General features: G+C 37.0%; 24 protein-coding genes, 5 tRNA genes and 1 other RNA gene. 11 read left to right on the top strand and 19 right to left on the bottom strand.

What is annotated here, in order from left to right:
• From A9G08_RS01870 to tcdA, 7 genes are all read right to left on the bottom strand, one after another.
• A partial coding sequence (locus A9G08_RS01870; protein WP_141673901.1) for a GTP-binding protein occupies positions 1-596 on the bottom strand: 596 nt, incomplete at its 3' end.
• A gap of 182 nt (positions 597-778) precedes the next feature.
• Positions 779-854: transfer RNA gene (locus A9G08_RS01865), tRNA-Thr, on the bottom strand.
• Positions 855-857: 3 nt separating this feature from the next.
• A tRNA-Gly gene (locus A9G08_RS01860) sits at positions 858-932 on the bottom strand.
• 55 nt (positions 933-987) lie between these two features.
• Positions 988-1,072, bottom strand: a tRNA-Tyr gene (locus tag A9G08_RS01855).
• 32 nt (positions 1,073-1,104) lie between these two features.
• Positions 1,105-1,180 (bottom strand) — tRNA-Thr (locus A9G08_RS01850).
• 153 nt (positions 1,181-1,333) lie between these two features.
• A complete protein-coding gene (adhE, locus tag A9G08_RS01845) occupies positions 1,334-4,045 on the bottom strand; it encodes a bifunctional acetaldehyde-CoA/alcohol dehydrogenase (protein ID WP_065562060.1) in 2,712 nt (903 codons plus the stop codon).
• A 263-nt stretch (positions 4,046-4,308) separates the two neighbouring features.
• A complete protein-coding gene (gene tcdA, locus A9G08_RS01840; protein WP_065562059.1) occupies positions 4,309-5,103 on the bottom strand; it encodes a tRNA cyclic N6-threonylcarbamoyladenosine(37) synthase TcdA in 795 nt (264 codons plus the stop codon).
• A gap of 285 nt (positions 5,104-5,388) precedes the next feature.
• On the opposite strand from tcdA, the gene A9G08_RS01835 reads away from it, so the two are divergent.
• Both A9G08_RS01835 and dhaL read left to right on the top strand, forming a co-directional pair.
• Positions 5,389-6,393, top strand: coding sequence for a dihydroxyacetone kinase subunit DhaK (locus tag A9G08_RS01835; RefSeq protein ID WP_065562058.1), 1,005 nt, complete (start codon positions 5,389-5,391; stop codon positions 6,391-6,393).
• Position 6,394: 1 nt separating this feature from the next.
• Positions 6,395-7,024 carry a dihydroxyacetone kinase subunit DhaL gene (gene dhaL / locus A9G08_RS01830; RefSeq protein WP_065562057.1) on the top strand — a complete coding sequence of 210 codons (630 nt, stop codon included), beginning with the start codon at positions 6,395-6,397 and terminating at the stop codon, positions 7,022-7,024.
• 95 nt (positions 7,025-7,119) lie between these two features.
• On the opposite strand, the gene A9G08_RS01825 is transcribed toward dhaL, so the two are convergent.
• The 7 genes from A9G08_RS01825 to A9G08_RS01795 form a co-directional block, all read right to left on the bottom strand.
• Entirely contained in the window at positions 7,120-7,782 is a 663-nt protein-coding gene (locus tag A9G08_RS01825; protein ID WP_065562056.1) for a class II aldolase/adducin family protein, read from the bottom strand.
• A 27-nt stretch (positions 7,783-7,809) separates the two neighbouring features.
• Positions 7,810-9,873 (bottom strand): BglG family transcription antiterminator, encoded by a 2,064-nt coding sequence (locus A9G08_RS01820; protein ID WP_065562055.1) that lies wholly within the window; start codon positions 9,871-9,873, stop codon positions 7,810-7,812.
• An 87-nt stretch (positions 9,874-9,960) separates the two neighbouring features.
• Positions 9,961-11,349, bottom strand: coding sequence for a PTS galactitol transporter subunit IIC (locus A9G08_RS01815; protein WP_065562054.1), 1,389 nt, complete (start codon positions 11,347-11,349; stop codon positions 9,961-9,963).
• 10 nt (positions 11,350-11,359) lie between these two features.
• Complete coding sequence (locus A9G08_RS01810; RefSeq protein WP_065562053.1) at positions 11,360-11,638, bottom strand: PTS sugar transporter subunit IIB; 279 nt, start codon at positions 11,636-11,638, stop codon at positions 11,360-11,362.
• A gap of 9 nt (positions 11,639-11,647) precedes the next feature.
• Positions 11,648-12,124: a PTS sugar transporter subunit IIA gene (locus A9G08_RS01805; RefSeq protein WP_065562052.1), complete on the bottom strand. Its 477-nt coding sequence runs from the start codon at positions 12,122-12,124 to the stop codon at positions 11,648-11,650.
• A gap of 289 nt (positions 12,125-12,413) precedes the next feature.
• A complete protein-coding gene (locus tag A9G08_RS01800) occupies positions 12,414-13,769 on the bottom strand; it encodes a PFL family protein (protein WP_065562051.1) in 1,356 nt (451 codons plus the stop codon).
• A 42-nt stretch (positions 13,770-13,811) separates the two neighbouring features.
• Entirely contained in the window at positions 13,812-14,081 is a 270-nt protein-coding gene (locus tag A9G08_RS01795; protein ID WP_065562050.1) for an ACT domain-containing protein, read from the bottom strand.
• 146 nt (positions 14,082-14,227) lie between these two features.
• On the opposite strand from A9G08_RS01795, the gene A9G08_RS01790 reads away from it, so the two are divergent.
• Complete coding sequence (locus A9G08_RS01790; protein ID WP_065562049.1) at positions 14,228-15,442, top strand: pyridoxal phosphate-dependent aminotransferase; 1,215 nt, start codon at positions 14,228-14,230, stop codon at positions 15,440-15,442.
• 63 nt (positions 15,443-15,505) lie between these two features.
• On the opposite strand, the gene A9G08_RS01785 is transcribed toward A9G08_RS01790, so the two are convergent.
• Positions 15,506-16,264: a M48 family metalloprotease gene (locus A9G08_RS01785; RefSeq protein ID WP_065562048.1), complete on the bottom strand. Its 759-nt coding sequence runs from the start codon at positions 16,262-16,264 to the stop codon at positions 15,506-15,508.
• A gap of 155 nt (positions 16,265-16,419) precedes the next feature.
• Between A9G08_RS01785 and queA the strand changes: the two genes are divergently transcribed.
• Positions 16,420-17,445, top strand: coding sequence for a tRNA preQ1(34) S-adenosylmethionine ribosyltransferase-isomerase QueA (gene queA, locus A9G08_RS01780; RefSeq protein ID WP_065562047.1), 1,026 nt, complete (start codon positions 16,420-16,422; stop codon positions 17,443-17,445).
• Positions 17,446-17,496: 51 nt separating this feature from the next.
• Here the strand turns inward: queA and A9G08_RS01775 are convergent, their stop codons facing one another.
• On the bottom strand, positions 17,497-18,159 hold the full coding sequence (locus A9G08_RS01775; RefSeq protein WP_065562046.1) for a M48 family metalloprotease: 663 nt from the start codon (positions 18,157-18,159) through the stop codon (positions 17,497-17,499).
• 139 nt (positions 18,160-18,298) lie between these two features.
• Between A9G08_RS01775 and tgt the strand changes: the two genes are divergently transcribed.
• The 3 genes from tgt (at position 18,299) to A9G08_RS01760 (ending at position 19,747) form a co-directional block, all read left to right on the top strand.
• Positions 18,299-19,435, top strand: coding sequence for a tRNA guanosine(34) transglycosylase Tgt (gene tgt / locus A9G08_RS01770; protein WP_065562045.1), 1,137 nt, complete (start codon positions 18,299-18,301; stop codon positions 19,433-19,435).
• A gap of 71 nt (positions 19,436-19,506) precedes the next feature.
• Positions 19,507-19,583, top strand: a tRNA-Pro gene (locus tag A9G08_RS01765).
• 39 nt (positions 19,584-19,622) lie between these two features.
• A non-coding RNA gene (locus A9G08_RS01760) (RtT sRNA) lies at positions 19,623-19,747 on the top strand.
• Positions 19,748-19,810: 63 nt separating this feature from the next.
• On the opposite strand, the gene A9G08_RS01755 is transcribed toward A9G08_RS01760, so the two are convergent.
• Positions 19,811-20,839 carry a LacI family DNA-binding transcriptional regulator gene (locus A9G08_RS01755; RefSeq protein WP_065562044.1) on the bottom strand — a complete coding sequence of 343 codons (1,029 nt, stop codon included), beginning with the start codon at positions 20,837-20,839 and terminating at the stop codon, positions 19,811-19,813.
• 333 nt (positions 20,840-21,172) lie between these two features.
• Here A9G08_RS01755 and A9G08_RS01750 point away from each other — a divergent pair, with 333 nt between their 5' ends.
• From A9G08_RS01750 to rimL, 4 genes are all read left to right on the top strand, one after another.
• Positions 21,173-21,616, top strand: coding sequence for a PTS sugar transporter subunit IIA (locus A9G08_RS01750; protein WP_065562043.1), 444 nt, complete (start codon positions 21,173-21,175; stop codon positions 21,614-21,616).
• A 31-nt stretch (positions 21,617-21,647) separates the two neighbouring features.
• Positions 21,648-21,920 (top strand): PTS sugar transporter subunit IIB, encoded by a 273-nt coding sequence (locus A9G08_RS01745; protein WP_065562042.1) that lies wholly within the window; start codon positions 21,648-21,650, stop codon positions 21,918-21,920.
• 20 nt (positions 21,921-21,940) lie between these two features.
• Positions 21,941-23,305: a PTS ascorbate transporter subunit IIC gene (locus tag A9G08_RS01740; protein WP_065562041.1), complete on the top strand. Its 1,365-nt coding sequence runs from the start codon at positions 21,941-21,943 to the stop codon at positions 23,303-23,305.
• Positions 23,306-23,410: 105 nt separating this feature from the next.
• Entirely contained in the window at positions 23,411-23,962 is a 552-nt protein-coding gene (rimL, locus tag A9G08_RS01735; RefSeq protein WP_065562040.1) for a 50S ribosomal protein L7/L12-serine acetyltransferase, read from the top strand.
• A 60-nt stretch (positions 23,963-24,022) separates the two neighbouring features.
• Here rimL and A9G08_RS01730 read toward each other — a convergent pair whose 3' ends face one another.
• Together A9G08_RS01730 and adhP are read right to left on the bottom strand one after the other, a co-directional pair.
• On the bottom strand, positions 24,023-25,468 hold the full coding sequence (locus A9G08_RS01730) for an APC family permease (protein WP_065562039.1): 1,446 nt from the start codon (positions 25,466-25,468) through the stop codon (positions 24,023-24,025).
• A gap of 182 nt (positions 25,469-25,650) precedes the next feature.
• A complete protein-coding gene (gene adhP / locus A9G08_RS01725; protein WP_065562038.1) occupies positions 25,651-26,682 on the bottom strand; it encodes an alcohol dehydrogenase AdhP in 1,032 nt (343 codons plus the stop codon).
• Between the last annotated feature and the right edge of the window lie 97 nt (positions 26,683-26,779).

Genomic DNA, 26,779 nt, shown 5'->3' with positions numbered 1-26,779 from the left:
TAGCTGTCTAAAGCTTCAGCTAATTCAACAATTTTTTCTTCCCATGCTGCATCGCCTTCTAACGCTTTTAACGCTGAACCACGAATTACTGGAGTGTCATCACCTGGGAAATCGTATTGAGATAGAAGTTCACGTACTTCCATTTCAACTAATTCTAATAATTCTTCATCATCAACCATATCGCATTTATTTAAGAATACGATGATGTAAGGAACACCTACTTGACGACCTAATAGAATGTGCTCACGAGTTTGTGGCATAGGACCATCAGTTGCTGCTACGACTAAAATAGCACCGTCCATTTGTGCCGCACCAGTGATCATGTTTTTAACATAGTCAGCATGGCCCGGACAGTCTACGTGTGCGTAGTGACGAGTTGGTGTATCGTATTCAACGTGTGAAGTGTTGATGGTGATACCACGTGCTTTTTCTTCTGGTGCATTATCGATTTGATCGAATGCGCGAGCTTGACCGCCGTATTTTTTAGAAAGTACAGAAGTAATAGCTGCTGTTAAAGTTGTTTTACCATGGTCAACGTGGCCGATTGTACCAACGTTAACGTGGGGTTTTGTACGTTCAAATTTTTCTTTAGACATTTATAGTCCCTCAATGTAATACAAATCGGTGGTGAATCACCACATTAACCAAGTATCATATTTAGTTTTAACATAATACTAATTTAAAATTAGCTTTGCATAATAACAGATAAAGCCATCTAGTGACAAGCTTTAAAGCTATCAAATATAATTTTTTTAGAAGTTTAGGAAAGTAACAAGAATGGTGCTGATAGGCAGATTTGAACTGCCGACCTCACCCTTACCAAGGGTGCGCTCTACCAACTGAGCTATATCAGCAATTGGAGCGGGCAGCGGGAATCGAACCCGCATCATCAGCTTGGAAGGCTGAGGTAATAGCCATTATACGATGCCCGCATGTTCAAACTCGGCTACCTAAATGCTTCAATTAGCAATTGCTAATGTTAGATAATGGTGGTGGGGGAAGGATTCGAACCTTCGAAGTGTGACACGGCAGATTTACAGTCTGCTCCCTTTGGCCGCTCGGGAACCCCACCCCGAATCATTATAAACTGTTTACTTAGGAAAATGGTGCCGGCTGCCGGAATCGAACTGGCGACCTACTGATTACAAGTCAGTTGCTCTACCTACTGAGCTAAGCCGGCCTAAGTGCTGCGCATTATGGACTAGAACATTTAACCTTGCAAGCAAAAAAAACATTTTTTTTATTGTTTGCTTAAAAAAAAATCAAAAATATAAAAAAAACCTGAAATATAGACTATTTCAGGTTTTTATTTAATCAAAAATAATGTGTTAAATTATTTCTTTTTTGTCGCTTTTTTAGTCGTTGCTTTTTTCTTAGTTGAAGCAACACCTTTAGCTGCTGTATGTACTGCTACATCTTCGCTGATATCACCTTTATCTTGATATGCACGACCGTAATAAGTATCAAGTAGAATTTGTTTCAATTCTGCAATTAAAGGATAACGAGGGTTAGCACCTGTACATTGATCATCAAATGCATCAACTGCAAGTTGGTCAACTTGAGCTAAGAAAGCTTTTTCATCAATACCAAACTCTTTAATAGAGAATGGAATTTCAAGATCTTTTCTTAATTGATCTAACCAACCAATTAATTTCTCAACTTTCTTCTCGTCTTTGTCTGATGCAGCAGTTAAGCCTAAGTGGTCAGCAATTTCAGCATAACGTCTAACGGCTTGAGGATAACCATATTGGCTAAACGTACCTTGTTTAGTTGGTTTATCTGTTGCATTGAAGCGAACAACATTACTAATCAGCATTGCATTTGCCACACCATGAGGGATATGGAATGCAGCACCAATTTTATGCGCCATTGAGTGACAAACACCTAAAAATGCTTGAGCAAATGCAACACCAGCTAACGTTGCAGCACTATGCACTTTTTCACGAGCAACTGGGTTTTTAGCCCCTTCTTTATAGCTTGTAGGTAGATATGCTTTCAATATGCTCAATGCTTGTAATGCTTGTCCATCAGAGAACTCGCTTGCCATAATTGACACATAAGCTTCTAAGGCATGAGTTACCGCATCATAACCACCTGCAGCACAAAGTGATTTAGGCATATTCATTACTAAGTTAGCATCAACAATTGCCATATTTGGTGTAATTGCATAATCAGCTAATGGATATTTTTGGCCAGTTGCATCATCTGTTACTACCGCAAACGGTGTAACTTCAGAACCAGTACCAGAAGTAGTTGTCACACAAATTAATTTGGCTTTTTTACCCATATTAGGGAAATGACAAGTACGTTTACGGATATCCATAAAGCGCAATGCTAATTCATCAAATTTTGTTTCTGGATGTTCATAAAGTACCCACATAATTTTTGCGGCATCCATTGGAGAACCACCACCTAAAGCAATAACAGTATCCGGTTGGAATGCTATCATTGAGTCAGTACCTTTACGAACAACACTTAATGTTGGGTCTGCTTCAACATCAAAGAAAGTTTCACAAATTACACCACGTTCTTCAAGTTGATCGGTAATTTGTTTTGAGTAACCATTGTTAAATAAGAATTTATCGGTTACTAAAAATACGCGTTTGGCACCTTGTTCAATTACTTCATTTAAAGCAACTGGAAGTGAGCCACGTTTAAAATAGATAGAACTTGGTAATTTGTGCCATAACATGTTTTCTGCTCTCTTAGCGATTGTTTTCTTGTTGATTAAGTGTTTCGGACCGACATTTTCTGAGACCGAGTTACCACCCCAAGAACCACATCCTAGTGTTAAAGATGGCGCTAAATCAAAGTTATATAAATCACCAATACCACCATGAGCAGCTGGTTGATTAATTAAAATACGACATGTTTTCATTTTACTACCAAAGTAAGCAATACGATCACGATTGCTATCTTGGTCAGTATAAAGCACAGAGGTATGACCCATACCGCCCATTTCAACTAATTTTTCAGCTTTATCTACTGCTTCATTGAAATCTTTTGCTTTAAACATAGCTAAAGTTGGAGAAAGTTTTTCATGAGCAAATGGTTCCGATAAGTCAACTTTACTCACTTCACCAACAAGCACTTTTGCACCTGCAGGCGCTTTAAATCCAGCTAATTCAGCAATTTTAGTTGCTGGTTGACCAACGATATTAGCATTTAAGGCTCCTTTATCATTTAAGATAATACCTTGTACTGCTTTGGTTTCCTTAGCATTTAAAATATAAGCGCCATATTGTTTTAATAAATTACGAACTTCGTCATAGACAGAATCAACAACAACAATAGCTTGTTCTGAAGCACAAATCATACCGTTATCAAATGTTTTAGACATCAACACTGATGCAACGGCACGTTTTAAGTCAGCTGTTTCATCAATTATTACAGGAGTATTACCTGCTCCAACACCTAATGCTGGTTTACCAGAACTGTAAGCTGCTTTAACCATACCTGGACCACCAGTAGCTAAGATAGCAGACACATTATCATGATGCATCAATGCATTAGATAATTCGATAGATGGTTCATCAATCCAACCAATAATATCTTTTGGAGCACCAGCTTTAATTGCAGCATTTAGCACAATTCGAGCTGCTTCAATGGTAGATTTTTTAGCGCGAGGATGAGGTGAAAATACGATAGCATTACGAGTTTTTAAACTAATTAGTGATTTAAAAATCGCTGTTGATGTTGGGTTTGTAGTTGGAACGATACCACAAATAATCCCTAATGGTTCAGCTACAGTGATAGTGCCATATGGCTCATTTTCAGCAACAACACCACAAGTCTTATCATTGCGATATTTATTAAGAATATACTCAGCAGCAAATAGGTTTTTGATAACTTTATCTTCAACAATTCCCATTCCTGATTCAGCAACAGCTTGCTGAGCAAGAGGGATTCGAGCTGCGGCTGCAGCTGTTGCTGCTGCTACGAAGATTTTATCAACTTGCTCTTGAGTATAAGTAGAATAAGTTTCTTGAGCTTTTTTCACTCGAGTCATTAACTCATTTAACTCATTCATATTGGTTACTGCCATAGATTTCTCCTTGAAAATTAAAAAATAAACTTGGATCGTTTGGCGTCTTCCTTGAACATATTTATAATAGCAAAACGAAATTGTGGAATATCGTAAATCAGTTTTTTACTTAATACAATAAGATATTTAACAAAAAATGAATGTTCTTTAAAAGAATAAAATTTATTATTACTTTAAGCGAATTAAATTTGAAGATTTTAAAAAAATATAATTAATTAGCTAAAGAAAGCAAAATTGTTTCTTTAGCTAAATTAAATTAAAAATCAAACATTAATTAACTTATCTAATACATAACTCACAGCCACAAAACCAAAAGTCGCTGTCACGGTAGTAATAGCGCCAAATCCGGACTGACAATCCATTTTCTTACTACCTTCTGCTTGGCTTTTAGTGGAACAAACCTGACCATTTTGTGCTGGATAAGTTAACTGCTCAGTCGAAAAGACGCACGCAATGGCATACTTACCTTTGCTATCTTTATTGAGTTTATAATCATTTTTTAAGCGCTCACGCAATTTAGCCGCTAACGGGTCTTGAACGGTTTTGGCTAAATCAGCAATTTTAATTTTGGTCGGATCTTTTTGGCCGCCTGCGCCACCAATGGTGATAACTTTTAATTTATTTCGCTTGCAGTGCGCTAAAAGCGCAGCTTTATCACGCACGCTGTCAATGGCATCAATAATAAAGTTGAAGCGAGGGTTTTGTTTCGACCCTAAATAGTTTGCAACATTATCCGGACTGATAAAATCATCGATGACATTGACGATGCATTGAGGATTGATCTGTAAAATTCGTTCAGCCATAACAGCAGTTTTAGCTTTACCAATATTGATATTTAACGCATGAATTTGTCGATTAGTATTGGTGATACACACATCATCCATATCAATTAAGGTAATTTGCCCAATACCACTACGCGCAAGGGATTCGGCCACCCATGACCCAACACCACCAATACCAATGACACAAATATGAGCTTGTGAAAATTGCGTTAATGCTGCTTCACCATAGAGCCTTGCAATACCGCTAAAACGTTGAAAGTAGGATTCTGATTTCATAATTGATTATCGAAGGTGCTTATCGTTAAACACCCAACACTCCAAAAACTTGTTTACCAATAATAAAGATAATTTGCTTTGCTAACTAATTTATATATAAATAATGTCGATAAATTCGTTTTCAAGGACTCAAGTTGCAATATATGCTTTGCAAGGCACTTTAAATGTATATCCCGATGATGCGCAACCAGTGGGATATTATTTGTCATTAATTGTATTCGTTTCAATTATTTGTTTTTCCTAAAATATAGCTGGTTAATTATGCTTAATAAAGAGGAAAAGCAAATGCGCAAACCTAAAAAATTACTCAACGATCCTAACAATGTCAGGCAAGAAGTGATGCAAGGCTTAGTATATGGATATAATGGCAAACTCACTGCAATTCCAAACTACTTTGCAGTTTATGGCAATCACATCACAGATGATCAAGTTGTGGTTATTTCCGGCGGCGGAAGTGGTCACGAGCCAACTTTTGCCGGCTTTATCGGTGAAGGTAGCATTGACGGCTGTGCACTGGGCGAAGTGTTTACCTCGCCCTCACCTGATCAAATAATTGAAGTGACCAAAGCCACACATCAAGGTCATGGCGCACTATTTTTATATGGTAACTATTCCGGAGACGGGATGAATTTTGATATTGCTGCCGAAATTTTAGCCGAAGAAAATATTACCACCAAAACTATTCGCGCAACCGATGATATTGCTTCGGCTCCGCTTTCTAAAATCTCAGATCGTCGGGGCGTTGCCGGTATTATGTTTCTTTATAAAATAGCTGGCGCGGCGGCGCAATTGGAAAAATATGATCTTGACCAGCTTTATCAAGTGGTAGCAAAAGCCAATAACAACATACGCACTATTGGTGTAGCGCTTGATGGTTGCGCTTTGCCTCAGTCGAATAACTTTAACTTTGAACTGGCAGATAACGAAATTGAAATTGGAATCGGTATTCATGGTGAAGCCGGATTACGCCGTCAAACAATGACATCCACCGACGATGTGGTTAAAGAGATGATAGATAGGTTGTGTGACGATCTGCCTTTTGTGCGTACCGATCGGGTGTGCGTACTGATTAATAATCTAGGCGCAATGAGTAACACCGAACTTTTAATTATTGCCAGAAAAGTCGGTATTGAACTCGATTCTCGAGGCATGATTAGCCATGATATTGCTATTGGTCATTTTTGTACCTCACTGGAAATGTCCGGCTTTTCGATCACCTTAATGAAATTAGATCAGCAGTTACAACACCTTTATGACCTACCCTGCCAAACCTTAGGATGGAGAAAATAGAATGAACTTGTTACAACTACGTAAAATGATGTTATTTGTCGCCGAAAAAATGGTAGAAAGTGAGCCAACATTAACCGCTTTAGATCAAATTGTTGGCGACGGCGATCATGGTATTGGTATGAAGCGAGGATTTGCGACATTAATAATACTGTTACAAGATGATCAGTTTAAGCCAAATGATATTGGTGATTTTTTCAATCAAGTTGGTACAAAATTAATGACCAGTATGGGCGGCGCTTCCGGCGCAATATTTGGCACTTTATTTAGAGCTGGCGGTAAAAGTATTATTGGTGAGGAAGAATTTAACACCAGCACATTAGCAACACTACTTAATCAAGGTTGGCAAGCCGTCTATCAGCGAGGCAATGCTAAACCGGGTGATAAGACCATGGTTGATGCTTTAGCAGCTGCGGCAACCAGCGCAAATGAATTATGCCAATTACCCTTGAAAGAGGCGTTACCTAAAATTGCCCAATCAGCAATGGAAGGCGCAGAGCAAACCAAACAGATGATAGCGGTATTTGGTCGAGCTAAAAACTTAGCTGAACGTGCTATTGGTCATATGGATCCGGGCGCTGTTTCAATGGCTTATATTTTAAAATATATGAATGAATATATTCAGATGTCTTAAAAAAATAAATCCGCTAACAGTGTTGGCGGATTTATTAACTTATTTGTTTCTGACATTTAGTCGTGACTTTTCCTGACTTTCATTATCCAGCTACCCTATTGTTTAAATTTTATCTGGGAAGGATATGCCCAACTTTGTAACTCCTGCGGTGGGAATCCACCCGGATCTTTACCACCATTAATCAACAATGCGTGATAATAAATCTCTGCCATTTCTTCAATGTAGGCCGCTTTTAATACCGCTTCATAAGGATCTTTATCCACCGCAATGGCGCCATGTTTTTCCATTAAAATGGCATCGGCTCGCTTAATTGGCTCAATGACACTAGTTGACAGTTCCGGCGTACCAGGGCGACCATATGGCGCAACCGGAATCACGCCGTCTTTTAAATTCAAAATAGCACACTCATAAACAACTGCCGGAATGGGCTTTGCTAATACCGCAAATGCCGTTGCAAAAATTGAGTGGGTGTGTGAAACGGCAAACACATCCGGACGAGCCTTATAAATTTCCAAATGCATCAAACATTCACTAGTCGGTCTTAATCCGGATTGCGCTTCAATCACATTAGCATCTAGATCCATAACCACAATATCACGTGCGGTTAATAGCTGTTTATCAATGGTTGTTGGGGTAACTAGCACATAGCCGGTCTGTTTGTCCCGAACACTTGAATTACCTGCTTTATGTTTACAAAGTCCCCATTCACTGGATTTCTTAGCCATATCGACAACATATTGTTTTTGAATCTCTAACATTTTAACACTCCTTTTTAGGCAAAATATTCATTGATAGCGGGCAAATAATTCCCAAATTTCTTGATTATTTTTGGCTTGGCGTAAATGGGTTGAACCGTCATGAAGTTCTAATAACTCATTTAATTGCGCCAATGCTTTAAGATGTTTTTGTGGATTGTTGGTCGCTAGCACTACAATTAAATCGGCTTGCATATAGCCACCAATATCGATTTTGTCGGGTAACCTAAGTAGCGACATGGCAACTTGATTGACACCATCATCAATACCGGCATGCGCAATAATTAACCCTTCAACCAGCATAATGTAGGGCTGTTCAAATTGGATTTTATTGATCATTCGTTCCAGATAATAACGTTCAATAAATTGTCCGTTTAATAGTGGTTTAGCCGCTAATTCCAGTGCCTGTTGCCATGAAATATCGGCTGTTTGGGCAAGGTAGATATGCTCTTTTTGCATTAAATCCGCCAGCGAAGGGATCTCTTGTTGGTTGATTCGTAGCGGATTGTCATTGAGTTCATCATTATACAGGTAGGCGGTAAGCTCTTTTTGTAGCGCCTTTCTGTCTTTTATATGGGTGAACTTTTCAACAATTAACATCAGTTCTTCAACTTGGATAATGCTTGGGTCAATCCCTTGTAATGTGCCAATAACTTGGTTACGCAATGCGTTTTTATGCAAATTATTCAACGAAGGGTTAACAATAAAGAGCAGTTTATCGGTGGATAAATGTGAGGTTGAAAAAACAATGTCATAATAGTGTTTATACTTTTCAAACTCTCGTTTAGACATGGCATCAGAAAAGTGAAGTTCCGGAAGCAATACCTGTAAAGTCAAATATAAGTAAGTAGAGACTGTGGCGCTATTTTCACAAACAACTATGGCAATTTTCTTTGTTTTAATTTGGTTAATTAGCCCTTCTCGTGTTAACCAGCCGCCTAATAAAACGGTAATAAACGCCACTTCCTCATCCGGCATATTACAATGCAGTATCTTTTCAAACGGCGCTATGGCTTTACGTACCATTTCATGTAAATGACCGAACTCTTGCAAAACAATATCGTAAACACTGTTGATGTTGGTGATATGGTAACGGATGCGATAATAGGCCGGTTTCCAGTGTTGATAAATACGTTCAATTAATTCACTTTTGTCCTGAAAGGTAATACAGCTGATCTGTTCAAAATTATCGATAACTTCAACTGCACTCTCTAATAACACGGCATCGAGATGAAAATATTTGTCTGATAATGTTTGGATATTGGAACTTTGTACCAATACCGTCAAAAAAATCTGCTCATTCAGATCGGTAATGCCAAAGCGTTCAATTAATTTTTTCATTAATTGAAAATCACGACTGTTTGCTACATCGGTATAGTTTTCCGGCAATAACTCTATTTTTTTGTTGGTTTCAATTCGGTGTAGCATAAAACCAATAAAATAGGTTAATTCTTGCAGTTGTTCATCGGTAAAAACAATTTTTAATTTTCGTTCAATTTCACTAAACACTTGTCCGACTTGTTCTAATCGGCCTTGAGTAATAATCTTATTGTGCCGAAAAATTTTATCGGCTATTGGCATATTAATGATGCGATGAATTAACTTTAATAATAAATAGCGCTTATTAATTTCTGTGCCAACAATGCGATAACCATTTTCACGATCATAAGTTACCTGCATATGGTATTGATCGAGCAGGGTTTGCACTTTTTTAATGTCATTAATCACCGTATTTTGGCTAACGGTCAGCGCTGAGGAGAGATGAATTAATGACAAGCGCTCAGTTCTGGTTAATAAAAAAAATAGCAGTAGATGCACTCTTTCATCTTCTGAATAGATATATCGACCAATAGAAAGCGAGACGGGTTCGTCTCTAAAGGTTTCAATCACGACTTTAGGAATGCTAAATTTTCCGGTTTTAAATCGTTTAATTAATTCAAGATTTGATGATTCAAGAAAATCATTAATCTTTTTTAAGGTATAACTAAGCTGTTTACGGGTTAACCCAAATTTATTTTGCAGCTCTACGCCACTGACACTTGGATTTTGAATTAATGCATTTAAAACAGCATGAATTCTTTTATCAACAACCATATAATTATTAGCCTCTTGCTCGTTATCTGATGATAACGAGCATTACCATCAGTTTGTACTAATTACCTGTTTACAAATAGTCCAGTTTTACTCATCTATTTTCAGATCAACACTATCTTGTTGTGCCTCTTTTTTCAGTTCACGTGCATAAAAGAAATAGCCAGTGCACCAATAAATAGCCAATATCAATGGAACAAAATAGCCTTGTAAACATTGCCAAATAAATGAAAATGCATAAGTAAAGACAGGTGCATCAATAGAGCTGTTAGATATAAGTTGGTTGTTTGGAATATCAATCGCCTTAGTGGCTAAGCCTAAATCGGTAATAATTGGCGCAAATTGCGTTCCGACAAACAGAAAAAATGGCACTCCGATGATAGCTAAAATCACCATTCTTAATGTATTGCCTTTGGTTAAAATATAAGCTGGTACAACCAGTGCGATATTAATAATGCCGGCAAATGGTAAGATTTTATTACCAGGTAAAATTACTGCCCAAATTAAGGTGATAGGAATGGCGACAATTAACGTAAACCAGATTTCACTTGCTCCCCCCATAAATGGCCAATCAAGACCCACAAACAGTTTACGACCTGCAAAGCGTTTATTCATATAATCGCTGATCGCTTCGGAAATCGGGGAAAGCGCCTGCATAAATAATTTTGAGATCATCGGAAACAGCATCAAAGCAGTCGCCGCTTGTACTCCTAGCATTAAAATGGCCGCCACATCATAACCAGCAATAATCCCGAAAATGACACCTAATAGAAATCCGATTACGTGATTTTCAGCAAATACCCCTAGTTTAGAACGCAAGGTCGCTGCATCCATTGGCTTATTCAAAGCGGGGATCTTGCGTAATAGAAGATCAAAAGGATAATAAATGGCACTAAAAAATAGCATTCGGTGAGTACAAGTTACGCCGGGAATACCGGTTAACTTTTCGATTCGATGCTGATTAATATCACCGGAATTGAGCTCTAAAATAATTTGCAACGTTGCAACAGCAAAAGCCAATATCAGCGCAATTACTCCGCCCACAAGTGGCGTTGCTACGGCAACAACAATAAAGGCAGTAAAAATTTTACCCCATACATTCCATAAATCAGCATTAAACGTATCGGTCTTTTTCAATACCAGCATTAAGATATTGACGCCTACTTGCAGTGGAAACATTAAAAAAGCATAGGGCCAAGCCCACGAAACATTTGCCATTGTTGTCCAACCACCGTCAACAATACTAAGCTCAATACCGGTTCGCTCCATCATGGTTTGCGCAGCAGCGCCTATTGCGCCAACCATAAAACCAATTAGCATACTCATTCCGACAAAGGCAACACCTAGCGTAATAGCGGCCGATGCCCCGTCTCGAAATTTCATCCGGACAATTAAGCCCGCAATGAGCATAATAATTGGCACAAATACCGGCGCACCTAAATTCAAAATATAATTTATAACTGTTCCAAGAAAGTCCATAATTACACTCCTATTTGCAGGCATCGATAATTTTTTGCAGTTCTGCATCCATATTCATTCCGGTTAAAAAAGCAATGCCATTAATAACCGGGATAGGATATGTTTTCTCAATTTTGGTAATGGCGATATATGCCGCACTGTTTTTAATGTGAGAATCAACCGACTTAAGATCGACAACTTCTACTTTAATATCATTCAGATTTTTCTCTTTTAATAAGCGTGTCACCTTACTTGCAACTGTTTGTGATGTAGCCACTCCACTGCCACATGCAACAATAACCTTTTTCATAATGCCTCCTTATAATTGGATATTTGACGTCAATAAGTTAAAAACTTCATGTTCTGTTTTTGCCTGATATAGCGCCTCTAAAAAACATGAATTTACCAAGCAGGACATCAATTTTTGTAATAAATCAATATGTCCATCTTTTTGGTTAAATCCCAATAGAAAGATAAAATTAGCATCTAAAACATGATCATTATTTGCCATTTCACACCAAGGGATTGTTCCTTTCACTCGAGTAAAGAAAATGAATGGTCTAATAACATGTTCGATATCGGTATGTGGCATTGCCACCACATAAGGTTTGGTCGGTAAAGCTGTCGGAAATAAAGACTCTCGGTGTTTAATTGCTTCTAAGAATGTTGGATTAACATAACCACCACGTTGTAGAATTGAAAAAGTAAAATCAAAAAATTGATTTGAATTTTGGAAGTCTCTATCTAGCACAATCAGATCATTACAAAACAGCTGGTTATTAGATTCATTTTCCATTTCATCCTCCATCATTATGTCGTTAGTCATTTTTAAATCGGGCTGATTTTGATGACTAACTCATACAGTAATTATTTGATGTCATTGATTTTAGGAAATTAAAACAGCGCAGACTATTGGATTTGATACCAAAAAATATCCATAAAATTGCACATCATAGGGATAAAAGTTATCGCTAAAAAATGCGGAAAATATCTGAGAATAGTTATACCAAGTTAGATAGTTAGGCAATTGTGATTCTGCTATTAGCAATTTAATAGACAGAATCACAATAAGTATTGAAGGTTATTTAATTTTTGAAAGAGTGAATTGGTGCCGGAATTCGTCCGCCACGATGAATGAAATCAAATGAACTGAATTTACTCACCGGCATCACAGGAGCATGACCGAGTAATCCACCAAACTCAATATTATCACCCACTTTTAATCCCGCAGCCGGAATAATCCGCACCGCAGTGGTTTTATGGTTAATGACACCGATTGCCGCTTCATCGGCAATAATAGCAGAAATCGTTTCAGCGGAGGTATCACCCGGTATGGCTATCATATCAAGACCAACTGAACACACACAGGTCATGGCTTCGAGTTTTTCCAAATTAAGTGCCCCGCAATTAACCGCATCAATCATGCCAGCATCTTCGGAGACGGGTATAAAGGCGCCACTTAAACCACCAACATGACCACACGCCATTACGCCACCTTTTTTAACGGCATCATTTAACATTGCCAAAGCTGCCGTTGTGCCATGTGTGCCGACAACTTCCAGTCCCATTTCTTCTAAAATATGCGCAACCGAATCACCAATTGCCGGCGTCGGTGCGAGCGATAAATCTACGATACCAAATTTCACACCTAAGCGCTCTGATGCTTCTTTTCCAACTAATTGCCCCATACGGGTAATTTTAAATGCAGTTTTTTTAATCGTTTCGGCAACCACATCAAAAGGTTGACCTTTTACTTTCTCAAGCGCACGTTTAACAACGCCTGGGCCACTAACGCCAACATTAATCACACAATCGGCTTCGCCAACACCATGAAACGCACCGGCCATAAAAGGATTGTCTTCAACTGCATTGGCAAATACCACTAATTTTGCACATGCCATACTGCTATTATCAGCAGTTAACTCTGCCGCTTGTTTGATAATTTGCCCCATTTGCTTAACCGCATCCATATTGATACCGGTTTGGGTTGAGCCAACATTGACCGATGCACACACACGCTCAGTTTGCGCCAGTGCTTGCGGAATGGATTTAATTAAAATCTCATCACCTTTATGGTAGCCTTTTTGTACCAAGGCAGAAAATCCACCAATAAAATTAACGCCAACCGCTTTAGCTGCGCTATCAAGGGTTTTAGCAAAGGTAACATAATCTTTGTCATCGCTGGCACCGGCAATTAATGACATCGGCGTCACTGAGATACGTTTATTGATAATAGGAATACCAAATTCGGAAGTAATTTGATCCCCAACTTTGACAAGATCTTTAGCCAATGTGGTTATTTTGTCATAAATTTTTTGACGCGCTTTCTCACCATTACTATCGATACAATCAAGGAGAGAAATACCCATGGTTATTGTGCGGATATCAAGTTTTTCTTCCTCAATCATTTTAATTGTTTCGAGGATCTGTTTTGTTTCCATTAGTCCTATCCTTAAGTAAGAAATGTAGAATTAGAATTGAAATTACAAACGATGCATAGCATCGAAAATCTCTTCTCGCTGAATATTTACTTTTACCTTGAGTCTGTCGCCTGTTTGCGTTAACGAAGTTTTAACTTCATCAAACGAGACTTTTATTTTGGATAAATCAAGCAACATAATCATGGTAAAATATTCATCCATAATCGTTTGGCTCACATCTAAGATATTGATATCTAATTCAAACAGCTTTTGACTAATTCCCGCAATTATTCCTGTTTGGTCTTTTCCAATGACAGTTAAGATCGTTTTCATCACATACTCCGCACAAAATTCACACAATTAAAAGATATTTATTGAGTTGATTATAATAACATCTTCAAAAATTATCGAAATAGGAGTAGATTGTTTTTTTCAACAAAAATAAAAATATTATTAGCATAAATTGAAAGGGCGAAGTTATGATAAATTTCCAAAAATCCAATAAATTGGATCATGTCTGTTACGACATCCGTGGACCTATCTTAGATCATGCAAAACGACTTGAAGAAGAAGGTCAAACTATCCTTAAACTCAATATTGGAAACCCCGCCCCTTTTGGTTTTGCCGCCCCTGATGAACTATTGGTTGATGTCATTCGTAATCTACCTTCTTCGCAAGGCTATTGCGATTCAAAGGGGCTTTACTCAGCTCGTAAAGCCATTATGCAACACTATCAAGCCAGAGGAATTACCAATTTAGATATTGAAGATATCTATATCGGCAATGGTGTTTCTGAACTGATTGTGCAATCGATGCAAGCACTGCTTAATAGCGGAGATGAAGTTTTAGTGCCTATGCCTGATTACCCATTATGGACAGCGGCAATTAGTTTATCCGGTGGCAATGCCGTTCACTATGTATGTGACGAAGAGGCCAACTGGTCACCGGATTTAGAGGATATAAAACGAAAAATCACGCCAAAAACCAAAGGGATTGTGATCATTAATCCTAATAACCCAACTGGCGCCGTGTATAGCAAAGAAGTGTTACTTGAGATTGCCGAAATTGCTCGCCAACATAATTTGCTTATTTTTGCCGACGAGATTTACGATAAGATTTTATACGATGATGCCGTTCATCATTCGATTGCCGCCCTTGCTCCTGACCTATTTGTTGTTACCATGAGCGGCTTATCAAAAACTTATCGTGTCGCTGGCTTTAGACAAGGTTGGATGGCGCTTTGTGGGCCTAAACAGCATGTAAAAGGCTATATTGAAGGGTTAAATATGCTCGCCTCGATGCGTTTATGCGCTAATGTGCCATTACAACATGCTATTCAAGGTGCATTAGGCGGATATCAAAGCATAAATGAATTTATTGTGCCCGGTGGCCGTTTATATGATCAATGTATGTTAGCTTGGCGGTTGTTAAATGAGATTCCGGGCGTTTCATGCACCAGACCACAAGGCGCTTTATACCTGTTTCCAAAGCTGGATCAACAAAAGTTTAATATTCACAATGACCAAAAGTTAGTATTAGACTTTTTATTACAAGAAAAAGTATTGTTAGTGCAAGGCAGCGGCTTTAATTGGCACAAACCCGATCATGTAAGAATTGTTGCACTGCCACATACCGGTGATCTTGAAGATGCCATTAACCGCTTTGGTAACTTTCTATCTAGTTATAAGCAATAATTAGATACAAATAAAAAAAGCGCCAAAATTGGCGCTTTTTATTTAACCAGTAATGTGAATTAATTATCTTTTTAATTCAGCTAATTTATTACGGATATTTTGTGCACGTTTAGATGAAGATGGATGGCTACTTAAAATTGATGATTCACCGCCACCTAATTTATCAAATGCTGTTGCAAGACCAGCTGGATTAATTTTTCTTTTGATTAAATAATCAAATGAGAAGTTATCCGCATCTTGTTCTTGAGCTTGTGAGAATTGAGCATTGATCACTTTTTCTGCTAATTTACCAATACTTGATTTAGATAATTTAGCAACTGCTGCATTACCTGATGCTGCTGCTGCATCACGAGCAATTTCTGTAGCATAAGCAACTTGAATTGCTTTTTTACTGTGACCTAAAGCTACGTGGCCTAATTCATGACCTAAAACACCTTCGATTTCGTTGTCATTCATCATATCCATTAGACCGCTGTAAACACGTACACAGCCGTTAGCCATTGCCCATGCGTTAACATCTTTAGTAATATATACTTTATAGTTAACTGGTGTACCGTTTATATTATTACCAAGAGCTTTGGCAATTTTATTTAAACGTTTAGCGTAAGCACTTTTAGCTGGAGCAATTTTTGATTGAGCATCCATTTGTGCACATGATTTTTGGCTTAATGCTTTCACATCATTATCACTGAGTGTTGCCGCTTTCAAACCTTTCATGCCAAGACTAGTTAAATCGTTAGTACTCATGTTTTTACAACCAGCTAACGACATAGCTGCAACTAAAGGTAGTGCAACAAGCAAAGTTTTTTGATGTTTTTTCATATTCTTTTCCTTATATTAACAAATTTTACTTTTTTCTAACTTAAAGCTAGATTTTTTGAATTTTAACGCAAATTTAATAATAATCAACAAATAATTACTTGCTTAGTCATTATTAGCACTTTAGACTAGTGCCTCATTTTTTGAGGAACACAAATATGCAACTGTCAGATTTTGATTTTACACTACCAAAAGAACTGATTGCAAAATACCCATCAGAAACAAGAAGTTCATGCCGATTATTATCACTTAACAGCCGTACAGGTCATATTGAAGATAAAGTATTTACTGATATCACTGATTACATCAATCAAGGAGATTTACTTATTTTTAATAACACAAAAGTGATTCCGGCTCGAATATATGGAAAAAAAGCATCTGGTGGAAAAATTGAAATATTGATTGAGCGTTTATTAGAAGATAATCGAGCTCTTGCACATATAAAAGCATCTAAATCACCTAAAGCAGGTGCTGAACTCATTTTAGGTGAGGAAAATAATATTAGCGTTACCATGCTTGCTCGCCATGATACTTTATTCGAATTACAGTTTCCGGATGATGTACTTAAAATTTTAAATGAAATTGGACACATCCCTTTACCACCTTACATAGATCGACCTGATGAGGATCAAGATCGTGAGGTATACCAAACTGTTTATAGTAAAGTACCTGGTGCAGTTGCTGCGCCAACAGCAGGTCTTCATTTCGATGAACCTTTATTAGAAAAGCTTAAAAACAAAGGTGTCGAAATGGAATTTGTAACGCTGCATGTCGGTGCAGGCACATTTCAACCAGTAAGAGTTGAAAATATAGAAACGCATATCATGCATGCTGAATATGCAGAAGTACCAGAATCAGTTGTGAAAGCAGTTTTAGAATGCAAAGCCCGAGGAAATAAGGTCATTGCTGTCGGTACAACATCAGTCAGAGCGTTGGAAAGTGCAGCAAAACAATCTGGCAAAATTGCACCTTTTTTTGATGATACTCAGATATTTATTTATCCAGGTTTTGATTTTAAAGTAATTGATGCACTTATTACTAATTTTCATTTACCTGAATCCACTTTAATAATGTTAGTTTCTGCATTTGCTGGCTATGAAAATACTATGCGAGCTTATCAACATGCAGTAAACGAAAAATATCACTTTTTTAGTTATGGTGATGCCATGCTAATTACTAAATAAGTTATAGCCAATTAAATTTTACCTAAATTTAATTGGCAAAATATAAAAATGCTAATAATGCTTTAACTTGTTAGTGATGTTATTAATACGATTTATATTAGTTGGATGCGATGTTGGTTGATTTTTAGCATGAATTGGCATTTTTGTTAGCATATTAACCAATCCTTTGGGATCTATTTTTTCCTTAACTAATAAATCAAAAGCATAATTATCTGCTTCAACCTCATATTGATGGGAAATTTCTTCTTTTACCATAATCACTATTTCATTAGATTTATCAGTAATCTCAATATAAGGCGCTTGTCTAAATAAACTTATTCCATGTTTTAGTGCAATGTGAGCCTGTTCATGAGCAATAACAGCTTGTAACTCATCATCTTCAAGTAATTTCATCAATCCACTATTTATTCGAATACAGCCATTAGCTGTAGACCAAGCATTAGGTTGACTATCAAGATAAACTTTGTAACTTAATTCAATATTATTTATTTTTCTAGGTAACTTATTGGTAAGATTAGATAATCTCTTACTAAGAAAATGATAATCGGGTGCAACAATTGCCTTCTTATCATTTTCAATGCAAGCTTGTTGACTAATAGCTAATATATCAAAGTCAGATAATGTTTTAATTCGTTCAGATGAAATGATAGTTGGCTGTATTTGATTTTGACATCCAACTAACATTACGACAAATAAGAAAATATTATATTTCAAAAGCTCAAAGATCCTTATAGATATTGTCTATTTAGGTTCAGCACGATAAACTACGCACCGCAAAAATAATACGATAACGTATTATATCAATAATTAGCGCCAAACTGTTTATTTGGTCGCAAGAGGTTAACACAAAAAAATGAAATTTGAACTAGATAATACTGACGGCTTAGCTCGTCGTGGACGAATGAAGTTCGATCGTCGTGGTGTTGAATATACAGTTGAAACACCCGCATTTATGCCAGTTGGCACTTATGGTACCGTCAAAGGTATGACCCCAGAAGAAGTCGCTGCAACAGGTGCACAAATTTTATTGGGTAATACTTTCCATTTATGGTTAAGACCTGGACAAGAAATTATGCGTAAACACGGTGATTTGCATGATTTTATGCAGTGGCCAGGCCCGATTTTAACCGACTCTGGAGGATTCCAAGTTTTTAGTCTTGGTGATATTCGAAAAATTAAAGAAGAAGGCGTCTATTTCCGTAATCCTATCAATGGTGATTCAATCTTTTTATCACCTGAAATTTCAATGGAAATTCAATATGATCTTGGTTCTGATATCGTGATGATTTTTGATGAATGTGCGCCATTTCCTGCCGAGTGGGACTATGTCAAAAAATCGATGGAAATGTCTTTACGATGGGCAAAACGTAGTCGCCAACGTTTTGACGAATTGGGCAATAAAAATGCCCTATTTGGTATAGTACAAGGTGGTATACATCAAGAGTTACGTGATATCTCAATTAAAGGATTAACCGAAATTGGTTTTGACGGCTATGCAGTCGGTGGATTAGCTGTTGGCGAACCTAAAGCCGATATGCATCGAATCTTAGAGGGCACCTGTCCACAGTTACCTGCTGATAAACCACGTTATTTAATGGGTGTAGGCAAGCCAGAAGATTTAGTTGAAGGCGTTCGTCGTGGTATTGATATGTTTGATTGCGTGATGCCAACTCGTAACGCACGTAACGGGCATCTATTTGTTACTAATGGGGTCATTAAAATACGTAATGCCAAATATAAAGATGACACCACACCGCTTGATCCTGAGTGTGATTGTTATACCTGTAAAAATTACACGAAATCGTATCTTCATCATTTAGATAAATGTGGCGAAATATTAGGGGCAAGGCTCAATACCATTCATAATTTACGTTATTATCAACGCTTAATGGCTGAAATTCGTGATGCGGTTGCCAATCAACGTTACGAAGCATTTGTCGTCGAGTTTTACCAAAGAATTGGCAAAACCCCCACTCCTTTCACAAAATAAAAATTATCATTATAATTTTTAGGGGTAACTATTGACACATCGAGGTTAGCGCAGTATTATGCGCATCCTAACGGCGAGTAGCGCAGCTTGGTAGCGCAACTGGTTTGGGACCAGTGGGTCGGAGGTTCGAATCCTCTCTCGCCGACCAATTTTATATAAAAAGCCTGCTTGTATAAGTGGGCTTTTTTTCATTCTGCGTTTTGAGAGGATGAGAACCGACGGAGGTTCGAGCCGAGCGCAGCGAGACAACGTTGCTTTAGCAACGGCCCGAAGGGCGAGCATGAAATGCGAGTAATCCTCTCTCGCCGACCAATTTTAAATAAAAAAGCCTGCTCATTGAGTAGGCTTTTTTATTATCTCTTTTATTATTTTTTATTACAAACTGGCTCGTGATTTTATGATCGGTAAAAGCTCCGTGCTTTCCAATTTAATTGGCTTCCCATTTTTTAATTTATTTAGCAATAACGTCGCTGTGTATTCGCCAATTTGTTTAGACGGTATTGCAACAGTGGTTAACGGCGGAAAGCAAACTTCACTAAACTCATTATCACCAAAACCGCTGACGGCCAATTGATAAGGAACGCGAATATGTCGCCGTTGACACTCATATAGCACACCACAAGCTAATTCATCGGTAGTACAAATTAACGCATCAACCTCAGACCAGTTTAGCAAAATATCGGCAAGCAACTGTGCGCCGGTACTAAAGTTCGCCGGTTTGGCGGCATGAATAATACGATTAGTCGGCAAGTGATAATTGAGCATCGCTTTATGCCAACCATGTAAACGCTTTTGAAATAGATGATATTGCTGATTTGCACAAAGTAAGGCAATATTTCGATACCCTTTATTAATCACATGCTCTGTTAATTTATACATCGCTAAACTATCATCATAGCCAACATCGACATCGATTGATTCATCATATTTTTTACCGATATTCATGACGGTGATTGTTTTATTTTGAACAATTTTTTTTATCAGCTCATCATTTTCAACATAAAACAGCAAGACAGCTTCAAGATTATGGCTATAAAGTGTCTCTAACAGTTGGGACTCTTGTTTATGGTAATGATAAGATTCAATGATAAGTGTGGTATACCCCTCTTTAGCTAACTGTGTCTGTAGCGAATCAAGCAATATTCTTACCGAATAATCATAAATTCGAGTGGTAATAACGGCAATCACTCGATTGGCGCTGGCTGATGCTAATAAACTGGCGGCGACATTCGGCTTGTAGCCCAATGTCTCAACAGCTAATTGAATTTTATGTCGAAGCTTATCTGATACCCTTTCCGGCGTGCGTAAAGCCCGAGAGACCGTCATTGTTCCCACGCCAGCATATTTAGCAACATCAAATAAAGTAATCTGCCCTGTATTTCGACGTTTTTTAGTATCCTGCATCTTTCATCCCGATTGAATTTGATTTATATATTCATTTACGCATACAATTTTTGCTGTAAAGATAGTAAAAAACAGAAGATTACTCAATAATCATCTACAATGCATCAAGCAGTTTATAGCTAAATTGTGACTTTTTTCTAATTCTAGTATGTCAAAGCGGAATAGTTTAGAATTAATACATTAAAAATGTTATCTATGTCACACAATCGAAAAAAAATTTTCTAACTTTGATAGCGCTATCACATTTCTGACAATTTTTGATTTCTATTATTACTTAATATGATAATTTTCTAACAGATTATCAAAATGATTAACGGTCTTAATGGAGGTAAAATGTTAGGTACATGGTTAACTAATGAAACAGTCAATGTTGTTGATTCAGTCGAAGATTGGCAAGAAGCGATAACACTTTGTGCTGAGCCATTATTAAAGAATAAAACAATTACATCAGATTATATTAAGGCTATTTTTGAACTACACAAATCAATAGGTCCTTATTATGTTTTGGCACCCGGAATTGCAATGCCTCATGCAAGGCCAGAACAAGGCGTAAACCAATTAGGCCTATCGATGTTACTGGTTAAACAAGGCGTTAAATTTAATTCCGAAGAAAACGATCCAGTCTATTTAATCACTCTATTAGCCGCTAACGATAGTACCAGCCATATCGAAATGTTAACTCAATTGGCGGCACTGTTTGGCGAATCTGACGATATCCAGAAAATTTTCAATGCGCAAAATTGTGATGAAATTTTGGCGGTTATCAAACAATATTAATTTCCAACGTATAAGTAAAAGGATAAACAATATGAAAATTATGGCAGTTTGTGGCTCAGGCCTTGGTAGTAGTTTTATGGTTGAAATGAATATCAAAAAAGTACTCAAAAAATTAAACATTGATGCAGAAGTCACTCACGCTGATCTAGCTTCAGCAACACCTGATCAAGCTGATTTGTTCGTGATGACAAAAGATCTCGCTACCAGCTCAGGAATTCCAACTGAAAAATTAGTAGTATTAAATAATATTATTGATATCAACGATTTGGAAAAGAAACTCGTTGAACATTTTGCCAAAAACTAAGCAAACTTTGAGGTGTTACTATGATTCAGGAAATAGTAAAATTTATTGTTGATATCCTAAAAGTTCCAGCGGTACTTGTTGGTTTAATCGCAATGGTAGGATTATTGGCTCAACGTAAATCGTTTGCCGATACGGTTAAAGGAACCATTAAAACTATTTTAGGCTTTTTGGTATTAGGCGGTGGTGCAACAGTGCTTATCAGTGCCATTACCCCTTTAGGCTTAATGTTTGAACAAGCATTTAAACTACAAGGAATTGTTCCCAACAATGAAGCTATTGTTTCAATGGCATTAAATGAGTATGGCACAGCAACTGCTTTAATTATGGCGTTTGGCATGATTGCAAATATTATCGTTGCCCGATTTACTCGTTTAAAATACATCTTTCTAACTGGCCATCATACTTTTTATATGGCTTGTATGATTAGTATTATTTTAACTGTCTCAGGGTTTAAAGATTGGCAATTGGTCTTTACAGGTGCATTAGTTTTAGGGCTTATTATGGCGTTTTTTCCCGCTTTAGCTCAACCACAAATGCGCAAAATTACTGGTAATGACGATGTCGCATTTGGTCACTTTGGTACGCTAGGTTATGTCTTAGCTGGTTGGCTTGGAATGGCAGTTGGTAAAGGATCTCGTTCAACCGAAGAGATGAATTTGCCAAAAAACTTAAGCTTCTTACGTGACAGTTCAATTTCAATCTCGTTAACCATGATGATTATCTACCTTATTTTAGCTGTATTTGCCGGTTCAAATTATGTTGAAAGCAATCTTAGCAATGGTGATAATTATTTAGTTTATGCCATCATTGAAGCGATTACTTTTGCAGCGGGTGTCTTTATCATATTGCAAGGCGTACGTTTAATTCTTGCCGAGATTGTCCCTGCATTTACAGGATTTTCAGAAAAATTAGTCCCGAATGCCAAACCAGCTTTAGATTGTCCTGTCGTATTTCCTTATGCCCCTAATGCCGTATTAATTGGCTTTTTATTCAGCTTTTTAGGTGGATTAGTCGGATTATTTGTCCTAGGTCAACTTAACGCCGTACTGATTTTACCGGGCGTGGTTCCACATTTCTTCTGTGGTGCAACTGCTGGTGTATTTGGTAATGCAATGGGGGGACGTCGAGGCGCAATGCTTGGCGCATTTGCTAATGGTTTATTAGTGACATTCTTACCTGTGGTATTATTACCTGTGTTAGGATCACTTGGTTTTGCCAATACAACGTTTTCTGATGTCGATTTTTGTGGTGTAGGCATTTTACTTGGTAATATGGCAAAATGGTTTAATAAAGATGTTATCATGATGATTATTGTTGGTATCTTCGCTTTATTAGTTGTGTATAACTATGTAGCTAAACCGAAAAGCGATATCCATAATGATTAATAGATAATATTGTATTGATCAAAATCCATCTATTTTGCCAGACTAATCAGTCTGGCAATTTTATAAAAATAGTCATTGTATAGTTGTTTTTTAAAGGAATAAAAAATGGATGATAACCAACAAAATGGAATTTATGTCACTGAAGATATTTATCTAAAAACGGCAACGGCTCATTATGCCAATGCATTATATAAGATTATTGATTCAAATCGTGTTTTGTTCAGTCAATTTATGGCATGGCCAAACTATGTCAAATGCGAGTCAGATACGGCTAACTTTTTAGCAGATTGTTTTAATAAACATCAACGAGATGAAACTAAAACCTATGTTATTTTAAATAATAACATACCAGTTGGATTACTTTCCTTTAACCATATTGATAAAAGCAATAAAACAGCTTATATAGGCTATTGGCTAGATAGCAAAGCACAAGGAAAAGGCTTTATTACGCAAGCCGTCCAAGCACTAACACATTATTATGCTGAAAAAAAATTTATTAAACGCTTTGTAATAAAATGCTCAGTAGCTAATTTAAAAAGCAACCAAGTTGCTCAGCGTTGTGGTTTTGATTATGAAGGAACACTTAAACAAGCAGAATATCTTAATGGCACCTATTATGATCAAAATATTTATAGCTTGATTTCAAGTTATATCTAAGTTTAAAAAAATAAACCGACAATAGTCGGTTTATTGAATGTATTTATTAAGGAATATATTTCAATTGATGATATAACCATACACAATTAATGCAGTTATAACGATTAAAGTTCCACAAGCAATAACGTATTGTGTTTTGACACGATATCTTTTCATTTCACCAAGTGAAAGCTCTTTATTATGATTTTTTCTGTGATAATAGTAGTACAAAGGTAAGCCTATCAATGTCAAACAGATTGAAGCAATACCGTTTACAGTTTGATAAATCAACATACCATAAATAACATAAGCTGCTCCGCTTATAGCCACAATGGGAATAATAGGATAACCGATAACTTTATAAGGCCTAGCGACGTCAGCATATTTTTTTCTGGCAATAATCACGCCAACAAAAGTAAGTAGATAAAATACCCAAATCGCAAACATTGAAATCTCAGATAACCGATCAGCATCTAGTAATATTGAATACAAAAATGAAAAAATGACCAAAACAATAATGGCATTAACCGGAGAACGGCTATCTTCATCAATAGTACTTAAAAAACGTGCTCCAATAATCGTACCTCGTTCCGCCATACTAAACATAGTTCGCGATAACGTCATGATATAACCATTGATACCGCCTAAAATTGAAACCATAATGCCAACTGCAACTAAATTACCACCTAAATGTCCAAACATTCGTTGTGAAGCCACCGCAGATGCATCATGTCCAAGCGTAACCATTTCTTTTACAGGAAATATTTTGAATAATGCAATATTAATACATGCATAAACTATTACTAAAAATATAATGCCGAGAATAATGGCTTTGGGTAACACTCTTGATGGATTACGAATTTCACCAGCAACGGACGCTACTTGCGCCCACCCATCATAAGCAAACAAGGTTGCCAATATTGCTACTGCAAATGGCGCAGTAGTTTCAATCCCTTGACCGCTTGAACTAAATAATGCAACTTGACCATTACCTTTCCATAATCCAAATATTGCTAACAACAAAATTGGAATAAGTTTACAAAAAGTAGCGATTGTTTGCAGATATCCTGCTTGTTTAACCCCTATTGAATTGATACATGCAATGAACCCCAAAACCCCGGCACTAACTGCCAATCGATAAGAATCATTGATATCAAATAATAAACAACAAACTGAGCTAAAATATCCTACTAATGCGCCTACTAATGATGGCGCGAATAAAACGGTTATCATCCAACCATATAGATGTGAAACTTTCGCACCATAAATCTTTTCTAAATAAACCAACATGCCACCTGTTTTCGGGAACATAACGCCCAATTCACAGAGTGTTAAACCACCACAAATAGAAAAAGCACCACCGATTATCCAAGCTAACAATGCAAAATTATAATCCCCAGCTACTTCTAGTACCGCTGGCGGTTTCATAAAGGCACCAGCCCCTAAAACCATTCCAACAACTAGTGATAGTGCAGAAAGTAAACCCAAATCTTTCCGCAAATTATTCTCTAAATTGTGCTCAGACATAAACAACCCCTTAAATCTATCAATTAAGCAAGCAAAATTGGCTTATGATAGGGTTTTATTTATAAAACACAAGAAAGATTATTCTTAATCTAAAAAAAGTCATACAAGTTATAAAATAGTTAACATTCTGTTGAATAAAAAAGTCAGCATAAAGCTGACTTTTAACAATTCAATGATAATGATTATTTTTTCTTCATTTTCATATCGATAACCATGCGACCACGAATTTTACCCGCTTTCATTTCATCAATCATATTATTGATATCTTCAAATGGGCGTTTTTCAACTATTGGCACAACTTTACCTTCAGCACTAAAACGAAATGCTTCGGCTAAATCTTCACGGGTACCAACTAGTGAACCTAAAACTTGAATGCCATCTAAAACTGTCTTAGGAATACTTAAATCCATTGTTTCAGAAGGGAGACCTAATGCAACAACACGACCTAATGGACGAACAGAACCTATAGCCTGATTAAATGCAGTTTTAGTAACTGAAGTCACAACTGCACCATGAACACCACCACCTGTATGCTCTTTAATATAGGCACCAACATCTTCCACCTTTTTAGGATTAATAACTAAATCAGCACCAAGTTTTTTGCACAATTCTAACTGGCTATCACTGTTACTAATAGCAACAACTTTGTTATTAAAAACATTCTTACCATATTCAATAGCCAACGTTCCAAGACCACCAATTCCAAATACTGCGAGCCATTGACCTGGTTTAGTATCAGCTACCTTAATTCCTTTATAAGTGGTAACCCCCGCACAAGTTACACTTGTTGCTTGAGCTGGATCTAATCCATCAGGGACTTTTACCGCATAATCAGCTTTAACAATACATTGCTCAGCCATACCGCCATCAACAGTATAACCAGAATTTAATGCACTACGGCAAAATGTTTCGTTACCGGAAATACAATATTCACAAGTACCACAACCTGCATGGAACCATGCAATACTGACACGATCACCAACTTTCAAGCTTTTTACATCAGGCGCAATTTTAGTCACGATACCGACACCTTCATGACCAATTACACGACCAGGTTTTTTACCGAAATCTCCAGCTGCAACATGAAGATCGGTATGACAAAGTCCACAATATTCAACCTCAACTAAAGCTTCCCCCGCTTCTAAAGGGCGTACAGGGATATCTTTAATCTCAACTTGACCATCGCACTCTTGTCTAATTACAGCTGCTTTCATTTCTTTCTCCTAAATATTTAAAAATTCAAAACCAAATTGGTTGTATTTTAGACTATTTATTAAAAAAAAATATGCGCTATTTCACAAATATCAATAA

It is taken from the genome of Gilliamella sp. wkB195, from assembly GCF_001690445.1.
In the GTDB taxonomy this organism is placed as follows: domain Bacteria; phylum Pseudomonadota; class Gammaproteobacteria; order Enterobacterales; family Orbaceae; genus Gilliamella; species Gilliamella apicola_E.
This window is presented reverse-complemented; position numbering and strand designations above follow the sequence as displayed.